This is a genomic window from Nocardiopsis kunsanensis DSM 44524 (genome assembly GCF_000340965.1).
In the GTDB taxonomy this organism is placed as follows: Bacteria; Actinomycetota; Actinomycetes; order Streptosporangiales; family Streptosporangiaceae; genus Nocardiopsis; species Nocardiopsis kunsanensis.
In genome coordinates, this window is sequence record NZ_ANAY01000002.1 from 15194 (window position 1) to 42088 (window position 26895).

At 70.6% G+C, this 26895-nt stretch carries 18 protein-coding genes; 2 read left to right on the forward strand and 16 right to left on the reverse strand.

Annotated elements, in window-relative coordinates; translation table 11 throughout:
* Nucleotides 1–8: 8 nt before the first annotated feature.
* Both eccB and eccD read right to left on the reverse strand, forming a co-directional pair.
* Nucleotides 9–1457, reverse strand: a complete 1449-nt coding sequence (gene eccB, locus D456_RS0101560; RefSeq protein ID WP_017574388.1) for a type VII secretion protein EccB — start codon at nt 1455–1457, stop codon at nt 9–11.
* Between the two features lie 25 nt (nt 1458–1482).
* Complete coding sequence (gene eccD / locus D456_RS0101565) at nt 1483–2880, reverse strand: type VII secretion integral membrane protein EccD (protein WP_017574389.1); 1398 nt, start codon at nt 2878–2880, stop codon at nt 1483–1485.
* A gap of 358 nt (nt 2881–3238) precedes the next feature.
* On the opposite strand from eccD, the gene D456_RS0101570 reads away from it, so the two are divergent.
* Both D456_RS0101570 and D456_RS0101575 read left to right on the forward strand, forming a co-directional pair.
* Nucleotides 3239–7186: a type VII secretion protein EccC gene (locus D456_RS0101570; protein WP_017574390.1), complete on the forward strand. Its 3948-nt coding sequence runs from the start codon at nt 3239–3241 to the stop codon at nt 7184–7186.
* A gap of 139 nt (nt 7187–7325) precedes the next feature.
* Nucleotides 7326–8498, forward strand: a complete 1173-nt coding sequence (locus D456_RS0101575; protein WP_017574391.1) for a S8 family serine peptidase — start codon at nt 7326–7328, stop codon at nt 8496–8498.
* Nucleotides 8499–8628: 130 nt separating this feature from the next.
* Here the strand turns inward: D456_RS0101575 and D456_RS0101580 are convergent, their stop codons facing one another.
* From D456_RS0101580 to D456_RS0101645, 14 genes are all read right to left on the reverse strand, one after another.
* Entirely contained in the window at nt 8629–9753 is a 1125-nt protein-coding gene (locus D456_RS0101580; RefSeq protein WP_017574392.1) for an enolase C-terminal domain-like protein, read from the reverse strand.
* A gap of 28 nt (nt 9754–9781) precedes the next feature.
* Nucleotides 9782–11581 carry a thiamine pyrophosphate-requiring protein gene (locus D456_RS0101585; RefSeq protein ID WP_017574393.1) on the reverse strand — a complete coding sequence of 600 codons (1800 nt, stop codon included), beginning with the start codon at nt 11579–11581 and terminating at the stop codon, nt 9782–9784.
* A 95-nt stretch (nt 11582–11676) separates the two neighbouring features.
* The gene (locus D456_RS0101590) at nt 11677–14715 is read right to left on the reverse strand and encodes an FAD-binding and (Fe-S)-binding domain-containing protein (protein WP_017574394.1); all 3039 of its coding nucleotides are present in this window, start codon (nt 14713–14715) and stop codon (nt 11677–11679) included.
* Nucleotides 14716–14809: 94 nt separating this feature from the next.
* Nucleotides 14810–15703 (reverse strand): glycosyltransferase family 2 protein, encoded by an 894-nt coding sequence (locus tag D456_RS0101595; RefSeq protein ID WP_040698495.1) that lies wholly within the window; start codon nt 15701–15703, stop codon nt 14810–14812.
* The gene (locus D456_RS0101600; protein ID WP_017574396.1) at nt 15700–16575 is read right to left on the reverse strand and encodes a glycosyltransferase family 2 protein; all 876 of its coding nucleotides are present in this window, start codon (nt 16573–16575) and stop codon (nt 15700–15702) included. The genes D456_RS0101595 and D456_RS0101600 overlap by 4 nt, the downstream gene beginning before the upstream one ends.
* Nucleotides 16526–17575: an NAD-dependent epimerase/dehydratase family protein gene (locus tag D456_RS0101605; protein WP_017574397.1), complete on the reverse strand. Its 1050-nt coding sequence runs from the start codon at nt 17573–17575 to the stop codon at nt 16526–16528. Before D456_RS0101605 ends, D456_RS0101600 begins: the two co-directional genes overlap by 50 nt.
* A 121-nt stretch (nt 17576–17696) precedes the next feature.
* Nucleotides 17697–18383: an SDR family oxidoreductase gene (locus D456_RS0101610; protein ID WP_017574398.1), complete on the reverse strand. Its 687-nt coding sequence runs from the start codon at nt 18381–18383 to the stop codon at nt 17697–17699.
* A 24-nt stretch (nt 18384–18407) separates the two neighbouring features.
* Nucleotides 18408–19793, reverse strand: a complete 1386-nt coding sequence (locus D456_RS0101615) for a PfkB family carbohydrate kinase (protein WP_017574399.1) — start codon at nt 19791–19793, stop codon at nt 18408–18410.
* Nucleotides 19790–20380 (reverse strand): D-sedoheptulose-7-phosphate isomerase, encoded by a 591-nt coding sequence (locus tag D456_RS0101620; RefSeq protein WP_017574400.1) that lies wholly within the window; start codon nt 20378–20380, stop codon nt 19790–19792. The genes D456_RS0101615 and D456_RS0101620 overlap by 4 nt, the downstream gene beginning before the upstream one ends.
* Nucleotides 20380–21642, reverse strand: coding sequence for a glycosyltransferase (locus D456_RS0101625; protein ID WP_017574401.1), 1263 nt, complete (start codon nt 21640–21642; stop codon nt 20380–20382). Before D456_RS0101625 ends, D456_RS0101620 begins: the two co-directional genes overlap by 1 nt.
* Complete coding sequence (locus tag D456_RS0101630; protein ID WP_017574402.1) at nt 21639–22679, reverse strand: glycosyltransferase; 1041 nt, start codon at nt 22677–22679, stop codon at nt 21639–21641. The genes D456_RS0101625 and D456_RS0101630 overlap by 4 nt, the downstream gene beginning before the upstream one ends.
* Complete coding sequence (locus D456_RS0101635) at nt 22676–23686, reverse strand: glycosyltransferase family 9 protein (protein ID WP_017574403.1); 1011 nt, start codon at nt 23684–23686, stop codon at nt 22676–22678. The genes D456_RS0101630 and D456_RS0101635 overlap by 4 nt, the downstream gene beginning before the upstream one ends.
* Nucleotides 23683–25185, reverse strand: coding sequence for an HAD-IIIA family hydrolase (locus tag D456_RS0101640; RefSeq protein WP_017574404.1), 1503 nt, complete (start codon nt 25183–25185; stop codon nt 23683–23685). Before D456_RS0101640 ends, D456_RS0101635 begins: the two co-directional genes overlap by 4 nt.
* Nucleotides 25182–26831, reverse strand: coding sequence for a carbamoyltransferase family protein (locus D456_RS0101645; protein ID WP_026115480.1), 1650 nt, complete (start codon nt 26829–26831; stop codon nt 25182–25184). Before D456_RS0101645 ends, D456_RS0101640 begins: the two co-directional genes overlap by 4 nt.
* Between the last annotated feature and the right edge of the window lie 64 nt (nt 26832–26895).

A 26895-nucleotide genomic window follows, 5' to 3' on the forward strand; every position in this document is an offset into this window, starting at 1 on the left:
GTTGCGTGTCAGTCCTGGGGGCAACTGGGTTCCTCCGGCTCCGGAGTGGCGCCGACGGGTTCGGCGGCGGCCTCCGGGCTCAGGTCCGGTCCTGTGGGCAGCATGTCCAGCAGGGCGGTGGAAGCGGTGGACGCCTGTCCGGGTGCGTAGCCCAGCAGGTCGGCCGCCTCCGAGTCGGGGACCGGGTACTTGGCCCCGGTGTCGGTGACCAGGAAGTAGGAACCGCTCAACGGTGAGCCTCCTGCGGGGGATGCCCGGACCAGGCCGCCTTCCCCGGACGGGATGTCGATCATGTCGGGGGCGGTACAGGCGTCCGTGCTGCCGTTCGGGGGGCGTGCGGCCCGTCCGGTGATGTCGGCGGGAGGCGCCAACAGCAGAGCGGGGGGTTCCCCTCCCCGGTCGACCGTGCACAGCGCGGCCCCCTGCGGGTCGCTCAGGGGCGGCGGGGTCGCGGGCAGCCCACCCGTCATCGGGTCTTCGTCCACCAGGTGCTCACGCAGCTCGGAGACGGTGATCCGGACCGGTTCGACATCCTCTCCCCCGTAGGCCTGCTCCGCTGTACGCGGATCGCCCAGTAGCAGGTGGGCACGGGTCGCGTCCACGGGGGCGAGACCGTCCCGGGTGAGCACGTAGTGCTGGTCGGTACCGTCCTGGGCACTCGGGACGAGGAAGATCTGGCCCACTCCGGTCCTCGCACCGTCGATCTCCGGACCGGGCTCACCACGGCCGTCGATGTCGGGTGAGGCGAGTGCGGGCCCTGCGGGCAAGCTGTCCAGGAACGCCCCCGAGACGGGGTGGGGCGCGGCCGTCCCGTACCCCAAGGACTCGAGGGCACCGTGCTCCTCGTCCAGAACCAGTCGGCGACCGTCCCAGAGCAGGTGGTGTCCTCCGCCGGGCCCTCGGACCAGGACGGCGTTCCCGTCCTCGACCGGACTGCCTTCGGGGGAACGTCCGAGGGTCAGCGAGGTCAGGGGTTCGTCGCCCCGCCCGGCGTCCACGGTGGTGGCGCACACCTGCCAGTTGAGCGTTCCCTCCGCCTCGGCGGAGGGAAGCGCGTCGGGGGCCCCGGCGATGCCCACCGGACTTCCCACCCTGGTGCCCTCCAGAGAGTCGGCGGACACGTCCACCGGTTCGGAGGAGTCGGCCAACAGCAAGGCAGAGGCGTGGTTGTCGACCGGCCACAAGGCACCGTCGGAGAAGACGTACTGCCCGGCGCCGCCCTTCACCGAGACGATGGTGCCCTCCGTACGCCAATTGGTGGCGCCCCCGGGGAAGATGAGACCGAAGACCAGGAAACCGGCACAGAGCAGCGCCCCCAGAACCAGACCGATGAAGGCCCCGTTGCGTGTGCGCCGTAGCGGCGCCTCGGCCGCGTCGGGGTCTGCGGCGGCCATGGCCGTGGAGAGCCGGCGCACCATGAACGAGTGCGCTTGAACCTGGTCGCGACGGGTCTGCATCAGTGCCTCCCCCTTCCGTGCCGCCTCATCCGCCGATCCCCCGGAGCAACGTCAGCAGCCCCAGGTTGGCGGGGACCAGGCACACCAGGACGATCGCGGCAAGGCTCTGGATCAGTTCCCCCGCGCGCCCCCAGTGCGGGATCGGTCGGTGACCGGGCACCGACCACGCGACCATGAGCAACAAGAGCGCGGTGACCAGGAGCAGGCCGAAGAGGACCATCGCGGCCGTCTCGCCGCCCAGGGTCCCGCCGCCCACCGCGAGGGCCACGGGACCGTAGACCCCGGGCACCAAGAAGCTCATCCTGTGCCAGGAGCTGGTGAGCCCGCGGGACTGCAGCAGCAGGATCACCGACACGCACACCCCGGCCGAGGAGGCCAACCAACCGGGATGCACGGCCAGGACGGTGAGGGCGGCCGTACACACGGTCCCGACCACGGCCAGACAGGACCCGAGGAACTGGTGGGCGCGCTCGCTGCGCGTGCGTACGTCGCGTGCGGGATGAGGGGCGATGTACTCACCCAACTGGGCCACACCGCCGGGAAGGGGTGGCAACCGCATTCCGGACAGTCGAAAGCCCAAGGCCGGAGCGTAGGAAGCGAGCAACAGCACCAGAGCGGCGGCCAGGACGGCCACTCCCTGAGGTGGAGCCGCGTCCCAGAACATGAGGAGGGCGCCGGCCGCGGCGGTGAACAGGGCGGTTCCGACGACGGCGACGAAGAAGGGCAGGAACGCCGCCACGGCGGCGGTCGCCAACACCGCCGCCCCGGTGCCCGTCGACGCCGCCGAGAGCATCCTCGCTCCGACCAGTGCGGTACCGGGATCGCCGCTCGGCAGGGACGCACCGGCCAGTGCCATGAACAGGACAGCCGCCCCACCGGTGACGGCACCCACCGAGGGAGCGTCGAACGCACGGGACGCCGCGCCGGCGGTGAGTAGCAAGAGCACCCCGGTAGCTGCCGCGATGGTCCCTGGCAGCCAGGTGAAGCCGAGCGTGGCAGCAAGAACGAGAGCGCCGGCCAGTCCTCCGGCGGCGGTGAGGGTGAGCGCGCGGCGGGAGAGGTCCGGGTTCCAGAGGCCCGGGCGGTCGCCCATCGAGTCGGCCACCCCGTCGATGATGTCGTCGAAGTGGATCTCCGGCATCTGACCGGCGCGCTCGCGCAGGTAGAGCGTCTCGCCGTCGGTCAGGCCGAGGGTCTCGACCGTCTCGGCCTCGTCCAGCGCTGATGATCCCAACCGTTGGAGCACCCATCCGCCGTGTTCCAGGCCGACTTCGTCCAGGTCCTCGTCCTCCTGCTCCGCGTAGAGGAGGAAGGTGGGCAGGAGCTCGGACAACGGCAGGTCACGCGGTACCGCGATCTCGAACGCTGTGCTGGGAGCTCGGACGACCAGACGGCACAAGTCCGCCTCGACGGCGTCCGACATCGGCACTCCTCGCTGAACAGAAAGCTGAACGAATGACGGCGCATGACGAACAGCCTCGACGAGGGGGAGTGCCATGACGTGCTATTCCGCGAGGGCTCACGTAGCGCAGGAACGGCACACTGGGCGTTCGAAATGCTGGGATAGAATAACATCACTCCGGAAATTTCACCCATGGAGGTAGTGAACTCTACCCTCGGACCGCCCGCGCTCACATGAGGGCCCCCATCGACCCCCGAGAACCGAATCCTGTTCTGGAGAGCTGCTCGACCGAACGGACCCGAATTGCGCAGGGGAATCCAGTCGGCACCTTGCCGGACTCCCGAGCGGACCGGAGTGAATTGGAAGGAAACATTCGCTGATGAGCACGATCCTCATCCGCAGGCCGGCCCGTCGCCCCGGCCCGGAGCCGCCCGAGGGCGAGCTCGCCCTTCAGGAACCGCCGACGCTGCCCGAACACGAGACCAACATCTCCAGCGTGTTCATGTACCTGCCGATGGCGTTGAGCTCCCTGGCGATGGTGATGATGGTGCTCCGGCCGGGCTCGGGCACGTTGGGGACGGCCATGCCCTTCATCGCCGGCGGCATGATGCTCGTCGGGGCGGTGGCGATGATCGGGGGCCAGCTCTTGCGCACACGGCTCGAGCGCAGCCGCCGCCTCACCGGGGACCGCCGGGACTACCTGCGCTACCTCGGCCAAGTACGCACCCAGGTCCGCGAAGTCGTCACCGCCCAGCGCAGCGCCCAAGCCTGGAACGGACCCGACCCTGGCTCGCTGTGGTCGCTGGTGCGCACGAGCCGGCTCTGGGAGCGCCGCGGAGGGCACGACGACTTCGCCGAAGTACGCATCGCCCTGGGCGAGCAACCGCTCGGGACCCGCATGGCCCCTCTGTCGACCCAGCCCGTGGAGGACCTCGAACCGCTGTCCGCACACGCACTCCGCCGGTTCATCAATGCCTACGCGACCGTCGACGACCTTCCGGTGTCCCTCTATCTGCGTGGATTCGCCCATGTAGGACTACACGGAAACGCAGAATCCTCTCGCGGCATGGCACGCGCACTCGTGTCCCAGGCAGCGGTTTTCCACGCCCCGGACGAATTGCGGATCGCCGCATGTGTCGATGACTCGCTTATGGCCGAATGGGAATGGCTCAAATGGCTTCCGCATTGCATGCACCCGACCGAGCGTGACGGCGCCGGACCATTGCGCCTCATTGCTTCCGACGCCGTGGAACTGGAACGCCTCGTCGGCCCGGAACTGTCCGATCGGCCACCGTTCGACCCACAGGAGACACCGGGCCGGGACGAACCTTTCACGATCATCGTCGTCGACGGCGGAACCGTGCCACAAGGATCGAGAATGCTCAGTGGTGGATTCCGCAACGCCGTCGTGATCGACGTGTCCCCCGAACGCCCTTGGGACGGCGCCCCCCACAGCCTCGCCCTGCGTGTGTCTGCGGACTCGGTGGAGATGACCGAACTCGACCGGTCCGGCCGCGAGGTCCATTCCTCCCTGGGCCGCCCGGACACGCTCGACCCCGTCCGTGCCCGCTCCCTCGCACGCATGCTGGCCCCCTACCGCGTCAGTATCGCCACCGACGTGGTGGAGCCGCTGACCACCGACTTCGATCTCACCACGCTGCTCGGGATCCAGAACCTGCGCACCTGGGACCCCGTCCGCGAGTGGGAGCGCGAGCGACCCGAGAGCCGCCTGCGGGTGCCCATCGGGATCTCGGCTTCGGGAACGCCCTTGGAACTGGACCTGAAGGAGTCCGCACTGGGCGGGATGGGCCCGCACGGGATGCTCATCGGCGCCACCGGTTCGGGCAAGAGCGAGCTGCTGCGAACACTCGTGCTGTCCCTCGCGCTCACCCACTCCTCGGAGACACTCAACTTCGTACTGGTGGACTTCAAGGGCGGAGCCACGTTCATCGGCCTGGAAGGTTTGAACCACACCTCGGCTCTGATCACGAATCTCGCCGACGAAACGATTCTGGTGGAGCGCATGCAGGACGCGCTGCACGGCGAACTGGTGCGCAGACAGGAATTGCTGCGTGCCGCGGGCAACTTCAGTTCCATCCACGAATACGAGAAGGCTCGCAAGAACAATCCGGACATGGAGCCACTCCCCACCCTGTTGGTGGTCGTGGACGAGTTCAGTGAGCTCCTCGCTACACATCGCGACTTCATGACGTTGTTCGTGATGATCGGACGCCTGGGACGCAGTCTGGGGGTGCATCTGCTCCTCGCCTCACAACGCCTGGACGAGGGCCGTATGCACCAATTGGAGAGCCACTTGTCCTACCGGATCGCGCTGCGTACTTTCTCGGCCATGGAGAGCCGCGGCGTGCTCGGGGTGGCCGACGCCCATCAGCTCCCGCCCGCCCCCGGCTCGGGTTACCTCAAGTCCGACACCGAGGAACTGGTGCGGTTCAAGGCCGCCTACGTCTCGGGCCCCTACCGGGCCAAGCGCCGCACCGCGCACGCTTCGACCGCCGCGCGCGAGATCGCCCCCTTCCTGGCCGGACACGTGGCCGGACCGGCCACCGCCTCCCCCGAACCCGAACCGGAACCGGAGGAGGAACCCACCGAGACCTTGTTGGAGGCGGCGCTGGAGGCGATGCGTGCCTCCGGTCCCCCTGCCCGGCAGGTGTGGTTGCCTCCCCTGGGCGAGGCCCCCACCGTCGCCGAGTTGCTGCGGGAGACCGGCACTCAGACCCTGCCCGCTTGGGGCAGCGATCCGGTGCTGTCCGTTCCGGTCGGGTTGGTGGACCGTCCGTTCGAGCAGCTGCGCACACCTCTGACGGCCGACCTGCGCGGTGCCGGCGGGCACACGGCGGTCATCGGAGGCCCCCAGAGCGGCAAGAGCACCCTCCTGGTCTCGCTGATCACGGCGCTCGCGCTCACCAACACCCCCGAGCAGGTGCAGTTCTACCTCCTGGACTTCGGAGGCGGCACGCTGCGCGGTGTGTCGGACCTGCCGCACGTCGGTGGCATCTGCGGACGTGTCGACACCGAACGCATCACCCGGACCGTGGCTGAGATCACCGCGCTTCTCGACCGGCGAGAGCGGTTCTTCGCGGACCACGGCATCGACTCGATCGGCGCCTACCGGCGTCGGCGAGCCGCCGGCGAGTTCCCCGACGAACGCTACGGAGACGTGTTCCTGGTCGTCGACGGCTGGGCCACCGTGCGCTCGGACATGCTCGATCTCGTCAACGACATCGTGCAGATCGCCCAGCGCGGCCTCAACTACGGCATCCACCTGATGGTGGCCTCTCCGCGCTGGGCGGACGTGCAATCGAGCCTTCGCGACCTTCTGGTCACCCGGTTCGAACTACGCCTGGGAGACGCCGTGGACTCGACGATCAACATGCGTCAGGCCGAGAAGGTCCCGAGGGTCCCGGGACGCGGTCTGACCTCCGAGTACAAACACTTCCTTTCCGCCCTGCCACACGTCGAGGAGGGCCCCGGCGCTTCGGTGGCCGGGGCCGTCGAGGCCGTCGAACAGACGTGGGACGGCCCCCCGGCCCCACCGGTACGGTTGCTCCCGCTCTCACTGCCGGCCTCGGACCTCCCGCCCGCGGAGGACGGACCCAAGATCGCCCTGGGTCTGGAGGAGCGGCGGCTGGAACCGTTCTGGCACGACTTCTCGGTCCTGCCCCACCTGCTCGTGGTGGGCGACACCGAGAGCGGAAAGACCAACCTGCTGCGGCTGGTCACCCGCACCATCCGGGATCGCTACAGCGCCTCGGAGGCGCGTGTGGTCGTGGTGGACCCTCGGCGCGGACTGTTCGACGCGATCCCCGAGGAGCAACGCCTCGGATACGCGGTGACCGGGGAGAGCGCCCGCGAGATGATGCAGGCGGCGGCCCAGGCCCTCAAACCCCGGCTCCCGGGACCAGAGGTCACCCCGGAGGAGTTGCGTGACCGCTCGTGGTGGAGCGGTCCCGAACTGTTCGTGATCATCGACGACTACGACCTGTTGAGCACCGGGAACAGCGGCGGACCCCTGGCACCGTTGGCGGAGATGCTCACCCAGGGCACCGACATCGGGTTCCACCTCGTGCTCGCGCGGGGGGCCGGTGGCTTCAGCCGAGCCATGGGCGAACCGGTCCTGCGCAAACTCATCGATGCCAACACCCCGAGCATGGTGCTGTCCTGCCCGCCATCGGAAGGTGTGCTGTTCGGCTCCCTGCGTCCGCAACGGCTACCTCCGGGCCGAGCCCTGCGCTTCGACCGTCGCGATCCGGTGAAGGTGCAGTTGGCCCTCGATCCGGAGACCGAGGAAGCCGAAGACCGTACGTGACCGCAGCGCCCGGGTGCGGCCCCGGGCGCCGGTCGCGACCAGCGAATTCGATACGAACAGAACGCCCGTCCACGATCCGGCCGCAGCGGTGGCGAGCCGAGTGGTCCGGGGGACGGGCGGTCCGGAGACAGGAGTCGTGGTGTCCTTCGACACGAAACGGGGTCGGTTGCGGGCCGGGGCGTCGGTGTGTGCCCTCACCCTGTTCCTGGTCCAGGGGGTTCCCGCATCGGCGGACGAAGGCGTGCCCCCGGCGCTCGCCCAGATCGTGCCCGAGCTCTCCTCCGACACGTGCGTGTCCGCCTCGGAGGAGGTGATCGACCAGGAGGTCTGGACCGAGAACGCCCTCGGCCTCCCGGATGCGCGCACCATCTCCTCGGGGGAGGCAACGAACGTCGCCGTTCTCGGCAGCGGCGTCGACGACACTCCTGCCGCCCTGGCGGGCGCGGTGGTCGGAGGCGGTGAGGACTGTACCGGTTTCGGTACCTTCCTGGCCGGGGTCGTCGCCGCACGCCCGCAGTCGGACAGCGGCCTGGTCGGGGTGGCTCCCGAGTCACGGGTGACAGCGGTCCCGGTGACGGACGATCGTGGCCGGAGCGACGCGGACACCTTGGCCGAAGGCATGACCGAGGCCGTCTCTGAGGGCGCCGACGTCATTCTGGTGGGTGTCGCGCTCCCGACCGGCAGTCCCGGTCTCGACGCGGCCGTCGACGCCGCCGTGGCCGAGAACGTGCTGGTCGTCGCCCCCTCGACGGTCCGTGTCCAGAGCGATGTGCACGCCGCCGTTCCCGCCACCCGCTCCGAGGTTCTGGGGGTGGTGGCCAACGGCACCGACGGTTCGGTGCACGGTGAGGCGCCCGCGGAGGGCGGGGAGAACCCCGCTGCACCCGATCTCGCGGCCCCGGGGGAAGCCGTGCTGAGTGTGGCCCCCGGAGGGGACGGACACGCCGTCGCCGAGGGAGACCCGGTCGCCGCCGCGTTCGTGGCCGGTACCGCGGCCTTGGTCCGTTCCGAGTACCCCGATCTCAGCGCGGCACAGACGGCGATGCGCCTCACGTCCTCGGCCTATCCGCACACCGGTGAGGGGTTCGGCGCCGCCTCCGTCGACCCGGTGGGTGCGCTGTCCCGCACTTCGGGACCTCGCTCCGGAGAAGGGGCTCCGGAGGAGAGCTTGGCACTGGACCGGCCGGTGGAGCCGACGAAGGGCCGTGTACTCGCTCTGGTCGGAGGTATGGCCCTGCTCGTGACGATGGTCGGGGTGGCAGCCGCCGCGGCCCGCCGCCGCAGGTCCCGTACCGGCACCGGACAGGTCTGAGGGAGCTCACTCCCGGACCGGGACCGGGGTCGCCCGCTTGTTCCTCGGGCGGACAGATCGTATCCCGATTGAATACAACCACCAGAGGTGCGGGCTCCCGGCAGGCCCCGGCAGAGCGGTGCGCGCCCCGTCACCGCACGCGGAAGGGTTCGGCCTCCTCACGCAGGCTCAGGCCGTGCCCAGTGCGACCGGGCACACACGGCCGCAGAACACCCCCCGACGGCTGCAGTCCTCCGTCGAACAGCGAGGTCTCGATCCGGACGTGGTCGTGGAACCACTCCACGTGCCGCAGGTTGGGTACCGCAGCCCCGGTGTGCGCGTGCAGGTGCGGGGCACAGTGGCCCGAGAGCTGCAGCCCCGAGGCCTCCGCGAGAGCGGCGGCCCGCATCCACACGGTGACACCGCCGCACCGGGTCACGTCGGCCTGAAGGCAGTCGACCGAGGCGGCGGCGAGCATGTGCCGGAAGTAGGTCAGGTCGTAGCCGTACTCCCCGGCGGCCACGTCGGGCATGCCGGCGGCCCGCACCTGGGCCAGCCCCTCCAGGTCGTCGGAGGTGACCGGTTCCTCGAACCAGGTCACACCCTCGCCGTCGAGGCCACGCGCCACTCGGATCGCGTGCTTCCGGGAGTAGGCGCCATTGGCATCGGTGTAGAGCTCGGTGTCCGCGCCCACACTCCTCCTGGCCTCGGCCACCCGCTCCAGGTCCCGGGCCTGCCGGTTCCCCCACGCCTCACCGATCTTGATCTTGACCCGGGGGATCCCCTGTTCCTCGACCCAGGAGCGCAACTGCGCGTCCTGCCGGGCCGCGCCGTAGGTGGTGAAACCGCCGCTGCCGTAGACGGGAACCTCGGCCCTGGCTGCTCCGAGCAGCCGCGCCAGCGGCAGGTCGAGCAGTCGTGCTTTGAGGTCCCACAGGGCGATGTCCACGGCTGAGACCGCGCCGGCGGCCAACCCCGGGCGGCCGACGTTGCGCACGGACTCGTTCATCGCCTCGTTCGCAGCGGCCGTGTCCCAGGCGCACCGGCCGACCACGGCACCGGCCAGGTGGTCCTCGACGACCTGAGCGGTGGCCGGAGCCCCATAGGTGTAGCCGAGTCCGAGCACGTCACCGCAGCGAACGCGGGCCAGGACCAGGGTCGTGGAGGACCAGGCCAGGGTCGCGTCCGCCTCGATCTGATCGGCCGGAACGGTGTAGACGGCCGTGGTGACCCCGTCCACGACCGGCTCCGTCCCCTTGTGTGCCGTCCTGTTCATCGAACCCCCGAACCAGGGTTGCGGTGTGTCATCGGTCCTTGTTGTGCCCGGGCAGGAAGTCCTGCACCTTGGCCTTGACCCCTTGCCGGACCAGACCGGCGCTCTCCGTGTCGCCATGGAGGATCGCCGAGGCCGCGGACTCGATCTGGTCGAGGCTCGCGTGCGGCGGGATGGGCGGGACGTCGGGGTCGGTACGGAAGTCGATCACGAAGGGCCGATCGGCGCCCAGTGCCCGGTGCCAGGAGCTCTCGACGTCCTCGGGGCGTTCCACCCGTACCCCGTCGAGCCCCACCAGGTGCGCGAAGTCGGCGTAGGGAACGTCCGGCAACGACTGCGAAGGCAGGAACTGTGGCGCCCCGTTCATGGCGCGCATCTCCCACGTGACCTGATTGAGGTCGTGGTTGTTGAGGACGGCCACCACCATCCTCGGATCCTGCCACTCCTGCCAGTACTTGGCCGCGGTCACGAGTTCGCCCATGCCGTTCATCTGCATGGCGCCATCACCAACGAGTGCGATGACCGGCCGGTCCGGATGAGCGAATTTGGCACCGATGGCGTAGGGCACGCCCGGACCCATCGTGGCGAGAGTGCCCGAGAGCGAACAGCGCATGTTCCCGCGCATGCGCAGATGCCGCGCATACCAGTTCGCGGCCGAACCCGAGTCCGAGGTCACGATCACATCGTCGGGCAGGAGCGGGTCCAGGGCGTGTACAACGTACTCGGGGTTGATCGGCTCGGCCGAGACGTCGGCCCGGCGCCGCATGACCTCCCACCACTGCGTGACGTCCCTCTCGACCTTCTCGCGCCAGGACCTGCGCTTCTTGTCGCGATCGAGCTGCGGGAGCAGGGTGGTGAGGGTCTCCTTGGCGTCCCCGACGAGGTTGACTTCGAAGGGGTAGCGCATACCGATCATATTCGGGTCGATGTCGATCTGCACGGCCCGTGCCTGGTCCAGCTCGGGCATGAACTGGGTGTAGGGGAAGCTGGAGCCCACCACCAGGAGGGTGTCGCAGTCCCGCATGAGTTCGTAGGAGGCGCGTGTGCCCAGCAGGCCGATCGAGCCGGTCACGTACGGCAGGTCGTCGGGCAGCGTGTCCTTGCCCAGCAGCGCCTTGGCCACCCCGGCGTCCATCAGCTCCGCGACCTGCTTGACCTCGTCCTTGGCCCCGGCCGCTCCCTGGCCGACCAGGACCGCGATCCTCTCCCCGTCGTTGAGCACCTGCGCGGCCTGGGCCATGTCCGACGACCGCGGCACTGGTGTGGGCGAGGACACCCCGAGGCTGGAAGGAACCATCTTGAAGTCGTGGGTCGGCGGAGAGTACTCCAGTTCCTGCACGTCGGCGGGGATGATCACGGCGGTCACCGTCCGCCTGGTCCAAGAAATACGCATCGCTCTGTCGAGGACGTTGGGCAGCTGCTCGGGTACGGTCACCATCTCGCAGAACTCGGAGGCCACATCCTTGTACAGGTTCACCAGGTCGATCTCCTGCTGGTAGGAGCCGCCCATGGCGCTCCGGTTGGTCTGCCCCACGATCGCTACCACCGGGACGTGGTCGAGTTTGGCGTCGTAGAGGCCGTTGAGCAGGTGGACCGCGCCGGGGCCGGAAGTGGCGGCGCACACCCCGACCTTCCCGGAGAACTTGGCGTAGCCGACCGCCTCGAATGCCGCCATCTCCTCGTGCCGGGCCTGGGTGAACGTCGGCTCGTTGTCGGCCCGCCCCCAGGCGGCGAGCAGCTCGTTGATGCCGTCTCCGGCGTAGGAGAAGACACGTTCGACGTCCCACTCGCGCAACCGCTGCAGCACGTAGTCCGAAACCTTGTCCGTCATGGGTCTGCCTCGTTTCCTCCGTGGTGGACCGATCCCGTGTGGCGGGTCGGCCGGGTCACTTGAGAGGGGCGGCGTCCGCGGTCTCCGACCGCGGTTCAGGCGTTCTTGCGCGAGCTGGCCCAGACCCCGACCGCGGTCGCCGCGGCCGCTGTGAGCGCGAGGATCCCGACCAGGAGTGTGCCGTCGGCCGAGGGGCCCGACCCTCGACCGCTCCGCGCGGTGGGCTCCACGGGTTCTGGCAGACCGTCCGCCAGGGCTTCGGCCAGATGGAGGGCGCGGCGCCCGGTTCCCGCTTGTTCGATCTGGGTGCGGCAGCTGAAACCGTCGGCGAGGACGAGGGCTTCGGGGGCGGTGTCCCGGACTGCGGGGAGGAACCCCTGTTCGGCGATGGCCATGGACAGGTCGTGGTGACCGCGTTCGAAACCGAAGTTTCCCGCGAGCCCGCAACAGCCCTCGTCGAGGACCTGCGCGTCGATCCCCGCTCGGCGCATCAGCTCACGGTCGGCGTCGTACTTGGTGACGGCGTGCTGGTGGCAATGGGTCTGGACCGTGGCCGAGCGGCCCAGCTCGGGAGGACGCCATTCCCCGGGCGCTTCCAGCAACAGTTCGGAGAAGGTACGGAACCGTTCGGCCAAGCGTGCGGCGTCCTGATCGCCCGGGAGCAGTTCGGTGAGATCGGAACGGAACACGGCGGTGCACGAGGGTTCGAGCCCCACGATCGGGGTGTCGGCCCCGAGCCACGGACGCAGTACGTCGACGGTGCGTTTCAGGACGTGCGCGGCAATCCGCAGCTGCCCGGTCGAGATCCAGGTCAGCCCGCAGCACACGCTCTCGGTCGGTACCGCGACCCGGAACCCCGCGTCTTCCAGTACACCGACCGCGGCCTCGGCGACGTGCGGGTGGAAGTGGTTGCTGAAGGTGTCGGGCCACAGAACGACCGCCTGCGGATCCCCCGGCTCGGGTTCCGGGCTGCCCCGGGAACGCCACCATTCGACGAAGGACTCGGTCGCGAACTCCGGTGTCTCCCGTTCGGGAGCGATCCCTGCCATCCGCTTGCCCAGGCGGGAGAGCCCGGGGGCTTGCAGCCCCGCGTTGGCCAGGCGGGGGGCCAGGCGCGCCATCCGGGCCCAGACCGGCAGCCATCCCATGGAGTAGTGGGCGGCGGGACGCAGCCGCCCCCGGTAGTGGTGCGAGAGGAATTCGGCCTTGTAGGTGGCCATGTCGACGCCGACCGGACAGTCGGACTTACAGCCCTTGCACGCCAGGCACAGGTCGAGGGCGTCGTGTACTTCGGTGGAGCGCCACCCGTCGTCGATGACCGAGTCCTCGTGCCCGTTCAGCATCTCGAAGAGGAGCCGGGCCCGACCTCGGGTGGAGTGTTCCTCCTCCCCGGTGGCCCGGTAGGAAGGGCACATGACACCCCCCGTCTGGGCGCGGCAGTTCCCGACCCCGACGCAGCGCATGACCGCCCGCCGGAAGGAATGGTCGTCCTGACCGAAGGCGAAGTGGGTGCTGGGCCTCCAGGGACGCCACTGCGAGCCGAGACGGAGGTCGCCGTCGACCGGATCGGCCAGGACGACCTTGCCCGGGTTCATCCTGTTCCGCGGGTCGAAGAGCTCCTTGACCTCGGTGAATGCGTCGACCACCCGGTCGCCGAACATCAGGGGCAGCAGTTCCCCCCTGGCCCGGCCGTCCCCGTGTTCACCGGAGAGGGATCCCCCGTAGGAGACGACCAGTTCCGCTGCCCGGAAGAGGAACCTGCGGAACTCGGCGACGCCTTCTGCGTTCTTGAGCTGGAAGGGGATCCGGGTGTGCACACACCCGTGGCCGAAGTGGCCGTAGAGCGATGGGTGATCGTAACCGAACTCGGTGAAGAGTTCCTTCAGGTCGCGCAAGTAGTCGCCGAGCTTTTCCGGGGACACCGCGGAGTCCTCCCATCCCTCCCAGGTCTCGCGCGCGTCGGGGGGACGGGCAGTCACACCGAGGCCGACTTCCCGCGCCTTGAGCATCTCCCTCTCTTGGGAGGGGGAGTCGGGGAAGGAGACCGTGCTGTCCCCTTCGCCCCGGCTCAGCGCACGCAACAGGCCGCGGGACTGTTCGTCGACCCCCTCCTGACTGTCTGCGCTGAACTGCACCAGCAGCCAGCTCTCCCCGTGCGGGAGCCGGTCGAGGGGTTCGAGGTAGGCATGCTCTTCCCTCATCAACTGGGCCATCCGGCTGTCGAGCGCCTCGAGCAGTACCGGATCGCAGTGTTCCAGGATACGGGGGACGTCGTCCGCGGCGGCGCAGATGTCGTCGTACCCGAGCGCCACCATCGCGTCGTGGCGGGGGATCGGGACCAGGTCGAGTTCGGCGTGCAGCACGGTGACGAGGGTCCCCTCGCTACCGACGAGCGCCTTGGCGAGGTCGAACCCGTTCTCCGGCAGGAGGGAGTCCAGGTTGTAGCCGGAGACCCGCCGGGGAATGTCCGGGAAATGGTCGCGCACGTCCTGTTCGTGGTGCCCGATGATCTCGCGCAGGCCTCGATGGATCTCCGCCCTGCGCCCGCCGACGCGGAGGATCCCGTCGAGTTCCTCGTCCGAGGTGGGCCCGACCCAGAAACGGGACCCGTCGTAGACCAGGACCTCCAGGCGGCGCACGTTGTCCACGGTCTTGCCGTAGGCCTGGGCCGAGGCGCCGCAGGCGTTGTTGCCGATCATGCCACCCAGGGAGCAGTGGCTGTGGGTGGAGGGTTTGGGGCCGAACTTGAGCCCCTGCGGGGCGAGCAGCCGGTTGAGTTCGTCGAGCACGATGCCGGGTTCGACCACACAGGTCCGGCGCTCGGCGTCGACCGAGACCAGGCGGTCGCAGTACTTCGTCCAGTCGATGACGACGGCGGCGTTGGTGGCCTGGCCTCCCAGGCTGGTGCCGCCGCCGCGGGAGAGGACCGGTACCCCGGCCCGCGCACACACTCCGACGGCCGTCGCCCCGGCGTCGACACTGCGGGGAACGATCACCCCGAGGGGGACCTGGCGGTAGTTGGAGCCGTCGGTGGAGTAGGCGCCGACACTCCCCCGGTCGAAACGCACCTCTGCGTCCACGTGCTCGCGGAGTTCTCGTTGGAGGGCCGTGAGATTCACCGATGTGTCGTCCACCACGGGTTCCTAACCTTGTGACCTCGACAAAAACGATACCCACGTCAAATTCTCGTCCAATATGGTTACTCTCCGTGTCGATGAGGCCGTGCGCTCAACCGACGTAACGACGGGCGCGTGACCTCCTCCGCGGCCCGGCGAGCAGCTGGAGGCCCTCCTCCACGTGCGGCGGGACGGTCCTGCGTTCCCTGAGCACCCACGGCAGTCCGCCCAGTGCCTCCGCCACGGCCGCGGCGCTCGTGCGGTCCTTGGGCGCCGACCCCAGTACTTGCCGGGTGTGGTCGAGCGCGCCCCGCCACGGGCGACGCAGCCAGGCGGTCCACAGGGTGTTTCGGATCCCCTGCCGCCGGCGCCTGCGCGGATCCCGCACCTCCGAGGCGTGGTGGTGGGCCACGGTCCACTCGTCCCAGCACAGCCACCACCCCGCCGAGGCCAGGTCGAGCGCGAGGAGTTCTTCCTCTCCGCCCAGCCACAGGCGCTCCGAGAAACCCCCCACCCCGCGGAAGGCCTCGGTCCTCAGGACACTCACCCCCGCGAGGATGCCCAGAACAGCAGGGCCCGGGAGCCACTCGGGTCCCGGGACGGGCGAGTACCGCAGTTCCGGGGTGAGCGGGTCCTCCTCCCCGGAGGGTTCCACGACCAGGCGCGCGGTGACCGCCCCCAGGTGCGGGTGGGCGTCCAACAGGTCCGCCGCACGTCCCAGCGCGCCGGGCTCCCACCACGTGTCGTCGTCGCAGAAGGCGACGTAGGGCGTGGACAGCGCGTCGGTGCCGACGTTGCGGCCCACCGCGCCCAGGTTCGCGCCCGCCCGGACGAGCCCCACGTCCGGGTGGCGGTGGGCGACCATGTCGGCCGTACCGTCCTCCGAAGCATTGTCGACCACCACGACGGGAGGGCGTTCGGGAAGCTCCGCCAGCCGCGAGAGTGTGCGTGTCAGTTCCCGGCGCCGGTCCTTGGTGATGACCACGACACCCACGCGCGCCCTCACGTCCGCTCCAGGAGTTCGAGGTCGTGTTCGACCGAGGCCGGGACCCTGCGGCGCGCCGTCCACGCCTCGGGCGTCAACACGACCGCACCCCACAGGGCCCTGCGTGAGCACGGGTCGCGTAGCGCCCGCCCGAGCGTGCGTGCCGTGTGTGCGACCACGGTCTTCGGTCCCCGACGCAGCCAGGAGGTGAGCAGAGCGTTGCGTTCCTCCAGGGTGCGACGCCATGCGGAGGGCGGTCGGGCCTCCGACGGGTGGTGGTGGACACGGAGCCGGGGCAGGTGGCACAGGCCCCAGCCCCGCGCCGCCAGGTCCTGTGCCAGGAGCGCCTCCTCGCCGCCGAAGAACAGCAGCGGTTCGAAACCTCCCGCCTCGTCGAAGGCGGTGCGCCGGACGACACAGGCGCAGGCCAGGAACCCCAGCACCCTGGGCCCCGGAAGGTCCCCCTCCGGTTCCAGCGGGCTGTCGAGCAGCTTGTCGTTGACCGGGTCCGCGCGTTCCCCGCCCCCGACGAGGACGGCTGCGGCGACCAGCCCCAGGCGCGGATGCGTGTCGAAGGCGTCGGCGGCCGCCTCCAGCGAGTCCCCGGCCCACCACGAGTCGTCGTCGCAGAAAGCGACGTAGGGCGTGGAGGTGTGTTCGACGCCGAGGTTGCGTGCCGCGCATCCGGTGTTGCGTTCGTTGCGGACCAGAGTCACTTCGGGAAAGCTCGCACGGACCACTTCCGCGGTCCCGTCCCCCGAGTCGTTGTCGACCACCACGACCGGGGGCCTGGGCTCCAACAACCGCAGGTTCGCCAACGTGCGGCAGAGTTCGGTGACCCGGTCACGCGTGATCACCACGACCGAGACCCGGGACGGCTCCGTGCTCGGCATGGTCGATCCTCCCGTTCCGCCCCTGAAGGCGTCTCATCTCCGGGACCGGGAACACCTCGCCCTCCAACACGTGCGCGAGGGTGCGCCGCAGCCCTTCGTCCAGGTGGACGGCCGGTTTCCACCCGAGGATCCTCATGGCCTTGCTGATGTCCGGCCTCCGGTAGTGCGGGTCGTCCTCGGGCCGGTCGATGAAGGTGAGCTCGGACCGGGACCCCGAGAGCACACGGATGTGGTCGGCCAGGTTCAGTACGCTCACCTCCTCCTCGCTCCCGATGTTGACCGGGTCCGCCGTGCCGCTGTCGGCCAGGGCCAGCAGCCCCTCGACGGTGTCGTCCACGTAGCAGATCGACCGTGTCTGTTGGCCGCTGCCGGTGACGGTGATCGGTTCTCCCGCCAGCGCCTGCCGCAGGAAGGTGGGGATCATACGGCCGTCGTCCAGACGCATCCTGGGCCCGTAGGTGTTGAAGACCCGGGCGATCCCCACGTCCGTGTCCCGGGTCCGGTGATGGGCCATGGTGAGCGACTCGGCGTACCGTTTGGCCTCGTCGTACACGCTCCGGGGGCCGATCGGGTTGACGTGGCCCCAGTAGGTCTCCCGTTGCGGGTGTTCCTTCGGGTCCCCGTACACCTCGCTCGTCGAGGCGAGCACGAACCTGGCCCGGTGGGCCTCGGCACAGGCCAGAGCGTTGCGTGTCCCGGCGCTCCCGGCTTCCAGGGTCTCCAGAGGCATACGGAGGTAGTCCCGGGGCGAAGCGGCCGATGCGAGGTGGAAGACGGTTTCCAGCGGTTCGTCGATCTCCCACTGCTCCGTCACGTCGGCCAGGAGCATGGCGAACCTCGGATGGTCCAACAGGTGCCGCACGTTCTCGGTGCGTCCAGTGACGAGGTTGTCCAGACAGATCACTCTCTGTCCCCGCTCGATCAGCCGTCGGCACAGGTGCGAGCCCACGAAGCCCGTTCCACCGGTGACCAGTACGGCACCCCTTCTCGGATGGTGCATCGTTCGGTCCTTTCTTCCGCGACGTCGTCGCTCGTGCCACGGGACCGCCGTGAGGGCCCGGAGCCTGTTCGGTGGATGCCCGCCGTCGTGCAACAGGCCATCGGTCTCCACCGGACAGGGCCTACGGCCAGGACGTCTCGCCCGAGTGGCACACGACCATCTCCCGTACCTCGCATCCCCGCGGCTGGCGCAGAGCGAAGAGCACGGACGAGGCCACGTCGTCCGGGTCGTTGAGCTGTGCGTCGGGGCCGGGGCGGTACTGCTCCGGCCGGTCGTCGAAGAAGGCGGTGCGCATCCCTCCCGGGACGAGGAGCGTGACCCCCACGGAACCGGCGAGTTCGGCGGCCAGGGACCGGGTGAACCCGACGACCCCGAACTTGGAGGCGCAGTAGGCACTGGCGTCGCTCAGCGCGCGCAGGCCGAGCGTGGACGCGCAGTTGACCACGCTCCCCCGGGTCGCTTTCAGGTGGGGCAGGGCCGCCCTGGTCACGGCCACGGTGCCCAGCAGGTTCACGGCGACCACGTGTTCCCAGTCCTCGGCGGCGACGTCGGACAGCTGGCCGCACACGTCGATACCGGCGGCGTTGACGAGCGCTGAGGGCGGACCGTGCTCCGTCACGACCTGGGAGACCGCCTGTTCGATCGCGTGCCGGTCGGCGAGGTCGACCTCCACGAAGGGCAGATCCGTCTCGGGGTGCTTGCGGTCCAGAACCACGGGGGTCCCTCCCTCGTCCGCGACGGCACGAGCCGTGGCGGCGCCGAGACCGGACGCACCTCCGGTGACGATGGTCAGTCCGAGTTCACGCATCTTCTCTCCTCTGCAGACGGGGTCTCACGTCGCGGGGAGGCCGTCCTGGCCCCGCAGATGGTCGATGAGGCCGGTCGTGGACCGGCCCGGCAACAGCGGCAGTGTGACGACCTCGCCGCCGACGGCCCGCACGACCGGCGCCTCGGGGAGATCGTCCACGTCGTGATCGCCGCCCTTGATCCACACGTCCGGTCTGATCCTCCGGAGCATGCTCATCGGGGTGCTCTCACCGAAGAGGACGACGGTGTCCACGCAGGAGAGCGCGCCCACCAGGCGTGCCCGGTCGTGTTCGGGCACCACCGGGCGCTCGGCACCCTTGAGTCCGCGCACCGACGAGTCGTCGTTGACCAGGACGACGAGGTGGTCGCCGAGGGCACGGGCCCGCCGCAGCAGGTCGACGTGGCCGGCGTGCAGCAGATCGAAACACCCCCCGGTGGCCACGATGCGTTTGCCCTCGCGTCGGGCCCCCTCCACCTCGGGTGGTGGATTGAGCATGCTCACGGCCGCACCCCGCTCGCGTCGTGGTTCCGCGTACGCGGTGGCGGCTCCGGAGGCGACGAAACGTCCGGCGGCACAAGTACCGGCCTCGACGGCGCTCCCGACACCGAACCCCCGTTCCAGGAGCACGGTGCACGCGGCCGCGAAAGCGTCCCCGGCGCCGCAGGTGTCCTCCGGTTCCGGGACCCGTTCGGCACGGACCTCGCCGCCGTTGCCCGACCGGTCGGCCCAGACACCGCCCCCGTCGCCCAAGGTGACGGTGACCGCCTCGGCCTGCCACTGGGCCGCCAGGCGGCGTGCCCTGCGCAGGGTGTGCGCTGTGTCCGCTCCCGCGGGGACCAGGCTCTCGGCCGCGTTGGGCGTGACCAGCAGGGCTTCAGGGACCGGGGGCGCCCCACGCGGGTGCGGGTCCCACACGATCGGTGTGTGCGTGGCGAGGTCGGTCAACACCTCGCGCACGGCCCTGCTGTGGGTCAGGCCGAGCCCGTAGTCGGAGACCAGGACGGCGTCGGCCCCGTGCAGGGCACGGCGTACCTCCTCGGCAGAGACCTCCGGTACGACCTGCTCACAGCCCTCGTCGAGCCGTGCGAGGGTGGCCCCGCCGTCCTGCACACGGACCTTGGTGGGGGTACGCCTCCGCAACGGGAGTCCGTCGAGCACCACGCCCGTACCGAGGCTGCGGGCGAGTTCGACCGCGCCTTCGTCCCGGCCGACGGCCGTCACCAGGACCACGTCCCCGCCGCTGTACTCGTGGATGAGTCCCGCCGCCAGGCCGGCCCCGCCGGGACGGTGCCATCGGCCCGGTTCGTCCAGGACGGGTGCCGGGGCGTCGGGGCACCGCCGACGGGACCGTCCTCTCAGGTCGACGTCCAGAATGCTGTCGCCGAGTACGGCCAGGCGCCCGCCACTCATGTGTTCCCCCTCTGTCCGGGAACGGTCCGGGCCGCGCCGGACCGCTCCGACCAGCGGTCCACCCCCGCGCAGAAGATGTGGACCAGCGCCAGGTGGACCTCCTGGACGGTCGAGGTGGTTCTGGCCGGCACGGCGACCGTGTCGTCGCTCAGCGATTCCAGGGAGCAGGGCCCGGGTCCGGTCAGGGACCAGGACACGACCCCCAGTTCGCGGGCGGTCTTGACGGCCTCCACGACGTTCTCGCTGTTGCCGCTGGTGGACATGCACACCAGGAGGTCGCCGTGGGAAGCGTGTGCCCGGAGCTGCCGGGCGTAGACCTGTTGGTATCCGTAGTCGTTGGCGATGGCGGTCACGCTCGAACTGTCGGCGTGCAGTGCCAACGCCGACATCGGTGGCCGTTCGGTCTCGAACCGCCCCGTCAGCTCGGCGGTCAGGTGTTGTGCCTCGGCGGCGCTGCCCCCGTTGCCGCACGCGAAGAGCCGGTGACCGGCCGCCAGGGCCGGTCCGGCGACCCGGGACCAGCCTTCGACCCGGTCGGCGTCGGTCCCGTGCAACGCCTCGTCCAGTTCGCGTAGATGGGTGTGCATCAGCTCTCTTCCCCTCCGACCGTGGTCGCAGCCGTTCGTCCCGAGAGGCGCTCGTGCTCCGGGTCGCGGGGAAGTACGGCCCTCGGGACCTGCGACCGGTAACACTGCTCGGTGGCCCGGGCCACCTCCGACCACGAGTACCGCCTCCGGGCCCGCCTCTCGGAGGCCTCGGAGTAGAACCTGCGTGTGTCGGGTTCGGCCAGCAGCATGCGGATCTTCTCGGCGAGCCGTCCGGGGCTGCGCGCGGGGACGAGCAACCCCGTCTCCCCGTGCACCACGGTGTCGCAGTGGCCGCCCACCCGGGAGGCGATCACGGGTACACCGCAGGCCATCGACTCGACCGTCGAGATGCCGAACGGCTCGTACCAGGGCACGTTGACCGACAGGTCCGCGGAGCGGACGAGCGCGGGAACCTCATCACGATCCACACACCCGAGGAACCGCACCCGGTCGGCCACGCCCAGGTGCCGGGCGATCGTGCGCAGCCGTACGACCTCGGGGTCGTCCCTCATCTCGTCGGTGCGCGGTCCGCCGACCACGAGCAGCTCAGCATCGGTCACCGCGGCCAGGGCCCGGATCACCGTGTCGACCCCCTTGCGGGGGACGAGCCGTCCCAGGCTGAGCAAGCGCGGCCGCCCGTTCCTGGGCGCACCGGGGCCCGAGCGGGTGAAGCGCTCGGTGTCCACACCGCAGGGCACCACGGCGATCCGTTCCGGTGCCACGCCCCAGGTGAGGAGTTCGCTCCTCTCCTCCTCGGAGGTCGCCACGACCGTGTCACAGGTCCGTGCCACGGCCGGTTCGATCCGGTCCCTCTCCGGAGGGCTCGTGTCGGCGAGGCCCTGGAAACGCTGCTTGACCGCACCCAGCGCGTGGAAGGTCTGGAACACGGGGATCCCGAGCGCGGCTCCGGCACCGGTCGCGGCCATCCCGCTCATCCAGAAGTGGGCGTGCACGGCGTCGGGCCTCTCGTGTGCGAGCGCCTCGGTGAGCGCGCGCTCGAACTCGCCCATGTGGGGCAGCAGCAGGTCCTTGGCGAGCGGTGCCGCCGGCCCGGCTGTCAGGTGCCGGACCCGGACACCGTCCCGGAAGAGCACGGTGTCGGGTGCGGTCGGATCGGTGCGCCGTGTGTGGACGACGACGTCGTGTCCCCGCCGGGCCAGTGCGGTGGCCAACTCCGCCACGTGGACGTTCTGACCGCCGGCGTCCTCGCCCGTGATGAGCGCCAGCGGGCTGGCATGCTCCGACACCATCGCGATCCTCATCGCGCCACCTCCTCCAACACTCGCTCCCAGTCGTCGAGGAACCTCGGGAGCCCGTACCGGGCCAGCGCGGCCTCGCGCGCGTAGGCGCCGGTCCGGGCCGCGTGGTCGGGGTCGTTCAGGAAGGCGCGTAGCTCCGCCGCGAGCACGCCGGGGTCCGTGGAGACGACACCGGCGCCCGGCGGGACGGCCTCGTAGGCCTCGGTCGCTCCGACGGCGGCCACGGGAAGGCCCATCATCATCGCCTCGATGAGGGAGAGTCCCAGGGAGGTCCAGCGCAGCGGGTGGACGTAGGCCCTCCTGCGTGCCAGCTCGGTGTGCATGGCGTGTTGGGGCAGGTCCTCGTGGGCGCGCAACCGTGTCCCGGAGAGCCCCAACTGTCGCGGGACCGCTTCGACACCCATACCGAACAGGTCCAGGGGGACCTCGCCGGCCAGCCCCGTGAGCAGGTCCGTTCCGGTGAAACGCCAGCGGCGCAGGGGTTCGTTCAGCACCGCCCCGGCCCGTGCCACCTCCCCGGTGTACAGCGGGCCCGGGTCCGGGATCCCGTGTTCGACGACGTGTACGGGGGCCCGGCCGCTGTCCCAGAAGAGGGCGTTGAAATGGGTCACGTGCACGATGGGCACGTCCGAACGTTCGGCGAGCGGGTGCAGGGTCTCGGGCACGCCGCCGCGCGGGGTGTTGTGCTCGACGTAGACCGCGGGCACGTCCCGGCCGGGGACCGCTCCGAGGAGGTGTTCGGCGAGTTCGATCTCGTGGGGCCGCTGCAGCAGCACCAGGTCGATCCCGGCCCCGCGCACCTGCTCCCAGGGGAGTTCCACGGCGTTGGGCGGCCAGTTCCAGGTGTCGGCCCGCCCGCGTCCGTCGGGTCCCCGGTCGGGTGTCACCGGGAGCACGCAGGTGTGCCCCGAGTGCAGGAACGAGGTCGTCCACGACCCGTGGACGTGCCACATGAGCACACGGCGTGGCCGGACGGGCTCCCTCGTGTGCGTTTCGACCCGCGCGGACGCAGCGGTGGTCCGGCCCGTGTCCACGGTCATGGCGCCTCCCCGAGCTCGTCGATGGCGGCCAGGACCTGCCCGGCGGTCACGCCGTTGAGGCAGGGATGGCCCGGAACCGGGCACCGGCGCGCCCGCGTGCCGGCGCACGGGGCGTCCTGGTGGCCCAACAGGCGGTGGTCGACCCCGTACGGGGCCCAGGCCGAGGCGGGCACGACGGGAGCGAAGAGCGATACGACCGGGGTACCCACGGCTGCGGCCAGGTGTGCCGGCCCGGTGTTGCCGACGGTGACCACACGGGCCCTGCGGAGCACGTCGGCGAGTTCGGCCGTGGTGGTGCGGCCGGCCAGGTTGAGGCCGTGTTCGCCCCCGACCCCGCCCGCCCTGGCTCGGTCGGTACCGGTGACGACGACGCGGTGCCCGCGGGCACCGAGCTCGGCGACCACGTCGGCTCCCAGGGTGTCGGGCAGTTCACGGGCGGGTGCATCGGCACCGACGTGGACGACGGTGAAGGCTTCGCTGCCCACCAGGTCCCGTGTGTCGGGCAGGGGCCGCCGCAGGTCCAGGCGTCCGGTGTCCTCGGGCCCGGGCGGGAACCCGGCGGCCTCGGCGAGTGAGAGGGCGCGCTCGGCCTCGGGCATCCCCTGGGGAACACGGTGGCGCACGTCCAGCAGGCTTCCCGGGTAGTCGTCGCTGATCGCCGAGATCCGGCCCACCCCCGCCATCCTGAGCAGCAGGGCCAGCGGGAGCGGAGACTGGTGGAAGGAGGTGAGGACGACGGCCTCGTCGGCGCCCGTAGCGGTGATCGCCGCCATCAGTTCCTCGACGTCCTGGCGCTCGACCCGGGGCGGTTGCGGGGAGATCCACGGCGCACACCAGGTGATGACCTCGTCCACCCCGGGGAGCAGGCGTGCCGCCGCCTCGCCCTGGGGTCCGGCCAGCACCACCACCCGGTCGGCCCTTCGGGCGATCGCGCGCACGGCGGGACCGGACAGCAGGACGTCGCCCATGCTGTCCATGCGGGCCACCAGGACCGTGCGTGTGCTCATGTCCTCTCACCCCCCACGAGTCTGCGCACCGCGGAGAGCAGGTCGTGCTCGACCTCCGGGGCCCGGCGCAGTTCCTCGTCGAGGGTCACCGGAGTGGGCACGAGGATCCCCCGTGCTCCTGCGGCGGCCGCGGACTCCGTGTCGGAGCCTATGTCGCCGATCACCGCGCACTCGGCGGGATGCACACCGAGCCCGGCGGCGGCGCTGAGCACCAGGCCCGGCAGTGGTTTGCGGCAGGTGCAGCCCTCCTCCGGGGTGTGCGCACAGATCCGCCACAGGTCGAAGGGGCCGAGCAGCTCCTCGACCCGCCGGTTGACCCCGGTCACCTCCCGTTCGGTGAGGGTGCCGCGGCCGATCCCGGACTGGTTGGTCACCATCCCGACCCGGAGCCCGTGTTCGCGGGCGAGTGCGACGGCTTCGGCCGCACCGGGACGTGCGACGACCTTGTCGGGGTCGCCGTTGTAGGGCACGTCCTCCACGAGCGTGCCGTCGCGGTCGAAGAGCACCGCGCGCACGGCCGGCGCGGGCCGGGCGCCGACGTGCCGCAGCTCGCCGCGCAACCGGTGCAGGCACGCCAGGGGCGGGACGAGCACGCTCGTGAGCGCCATGTCGGCCCATTCGGCGGGGAGGGACGGCCCGGGGCGTATCCGGGACAGCGCGAACCGGGCGGTCGACAGTGCCCACACGGCGGTCGACACGGCGGCCGTCCCCCGACGGCCGGTGGCCGCCGTGAGCACGGCGGTCGCGGCCACTGCGGTCGTGAACAGGTGTGAGCGCAGACCGCCAGGCGGCTCGGCGACCCGTTCGCGCCAGGAAGGCCCGTGCAGTCGCCACATGAGGGCATTGTCCGCGTTGCCGCGCTGGGCCCGCAGACTCACGCGGCGCTCCCCGTCCCTCAGGGGGTGGACGCACACCCGGTCCCCCCTGTGCAGTGTGAGGCCGGCGTCCTGTGTCCGCAGGGCCAGGTCGGTGTCCTCCCGGTAGGCACGGGGGAAGCGGGTGTCGAATCCGCCGACCCGTTCCAGGGCCCGTCTGCGCACCGCCAGGTCGGCGGTGATCCACAGAGCATCCTCCAGGGCGATCGTGGCCCGTTCGGCGTCCGTGGGGCGGCGTCCGTGCGGGCGCGGTACGACGATGCGGCCCTGGCTGCCCGCTGCTTCCCCGGGGAGGGAGGCCAGGTCCGCGCACAGCCGCTCGGGCCAGTCCGCGGGCGGTCGCACGTCGTCGTCCAGGAAGACGATCCACGGCGCGGTGCAGGAGTGCCATCCGGCCTGCCGTGCGGTGGCGGGCCCCTTGCCGCCCGTACGCAGGATCCGCACGCCGATCCGGTCCCCGATCCCGGGCAGCGGGGTGTCCCGCTCACCGAGGGGCCGGTCGTCGACCACGACGATCTCGGCGGGTGCGGCGTCGGGCGGGGCGTCCAGGACCGCCTCGAGCGCGCCCGCCAGAGCCGGGCGTCCCGTCGTGGGGACGACGACCGCGTACTCGGGCGCGCTCATGTCCGCCCCTTCTCGGAACGGCGTACGAGGTAGGGGCCCAGGGCCAGGATGTCCACCGGGGCGGAGCCGAAGCACTCCAACGCGTCCCTCGGTGAGTCCACCATGGGTCGGCCGGCCGTGTTGAGGCTGGTGTTGACCAGGACGGGCACTCCGGTCAGCGCCTCGAACTCCGACAGCAGGCGGGCGGTGAGCGGGTCGTCCCCGGGATCGACGGTCTGTACTCGCGCGGTACCGTCCACGTGGACCACGGCGGGGATCCGGTCCCGCCACTGCGGTGCGACGTCGTGGACGAACAGCATGTGGGGGCTGGGCAGGGGCCCGCCCGAGAAAATGTCCGCGGCCCGTGCGGCCGGCACCATCGGGGCCACGGGACGGAACTGTTCACGGCCCTTGACCCGGTTGAGGCGTTCGAGGTTGTCGGCGTCGGACGGGTCGGCGAGCAGGGAACGGTGGCCCAGTGCGCGGGGGCCGAACTCGGAGCGTCCCTGGAACCACGCCACGAGTGCGTTCTCCTGGAGGGCACGGGCGATCTCCGCGGCGAGGTCGACGGGGCGTTCGTACTCGACCTCCGCCTCGGAGAGGATCTCGGCCAGTTCCTCGTCCGACCAACCGCGCCCCAGGTCGGCGCCTGGCATGGGCTCGACCTTCTCACCGAGGTCGGCCGCCGTTTGCAACGCTCCCCCCAGGGCCGTGCCCGCGTCGCCGGCGGCGGGCTGGACCCATACGTCGTCGAACGGGCTCTCCCGGACGATCCGGCTGTTGGCGACGCAGTTCAGGGCGATCCCTCCCGCCATCGCCAGGCTGTGTTGTCCGGTGCGTTCGTGGAGCCAACCCAGCAGGTCGAGGAGGACCTCCTCCAGCCGCTGTTGCACGCTCGCCGCGAGGTCGGCGTGCAGGCGCGTGGGTTCGGTTCCGGGTTCCCGGGCCGGCGCGAGGGCCTCCCAGTCGACCTGCGAGGCCACGATCAGCCCGTCGCCCAGATGGGCGATCCTGTCGCTGAGCCGGTCGGCCATCGTCGGTTCCCCGTAGGAGGCCAGTGCCATGACCTTGTACTCGTCGCTCGAGCGCCGGAAGCCGAGGTGTTCGGTGAGTTCTTCGTAGACCAGGCCCAGCGACTCGGGGAGCCCTTGGCGCGCGAGGACCTCCAGCTTCCCGTCCTCCGAGTAGGAGCCCGCCAGGTGCGAGGTGTTCTCGCCGCGGCCGTCGGCGGCGAGGACGGCGCGTCCGCCCGCGGCCCTCGGCGCCGCCAACGCCGCGGAGGCGGCGTGTGCGACGTGGTGCGGCATGTGCAGGACCCGTTCCGGGTCCAGTCCGGGAAGAGCGGTGGCGAGGAAGAACGGGGCCCGCTCGACGTAGGTCTTGCGCAACCATTCCCAGGCCGGGTCGAGTCCGGGGCCGCGTTCCACGGCCAGTGCGGGATCGTATGAGTAGGTGACCGCGTCGAGGTCGGAGGGGCTCACCCCTGCTTCGCTCAGGCACCAGCGCATCGACTCGACCGGCAGCTCCCACGCGGAGAAGGGAACTGCTTCCTTGCCGTGCTTGCGCCGGGAGAAGCGTTCCTCCTCCGCGGCTGCCACGGTCCGGCCGTCGACCACCAGAGCGGCGGCAGGGTCGTGGAAGACGGCGTTGACACCGAGCACTCTCATGGAACCCCCTCCGGGCGAACCGGCGTCGATTCGGAGCACACCCAGTCGACTACCATGCGTCAGG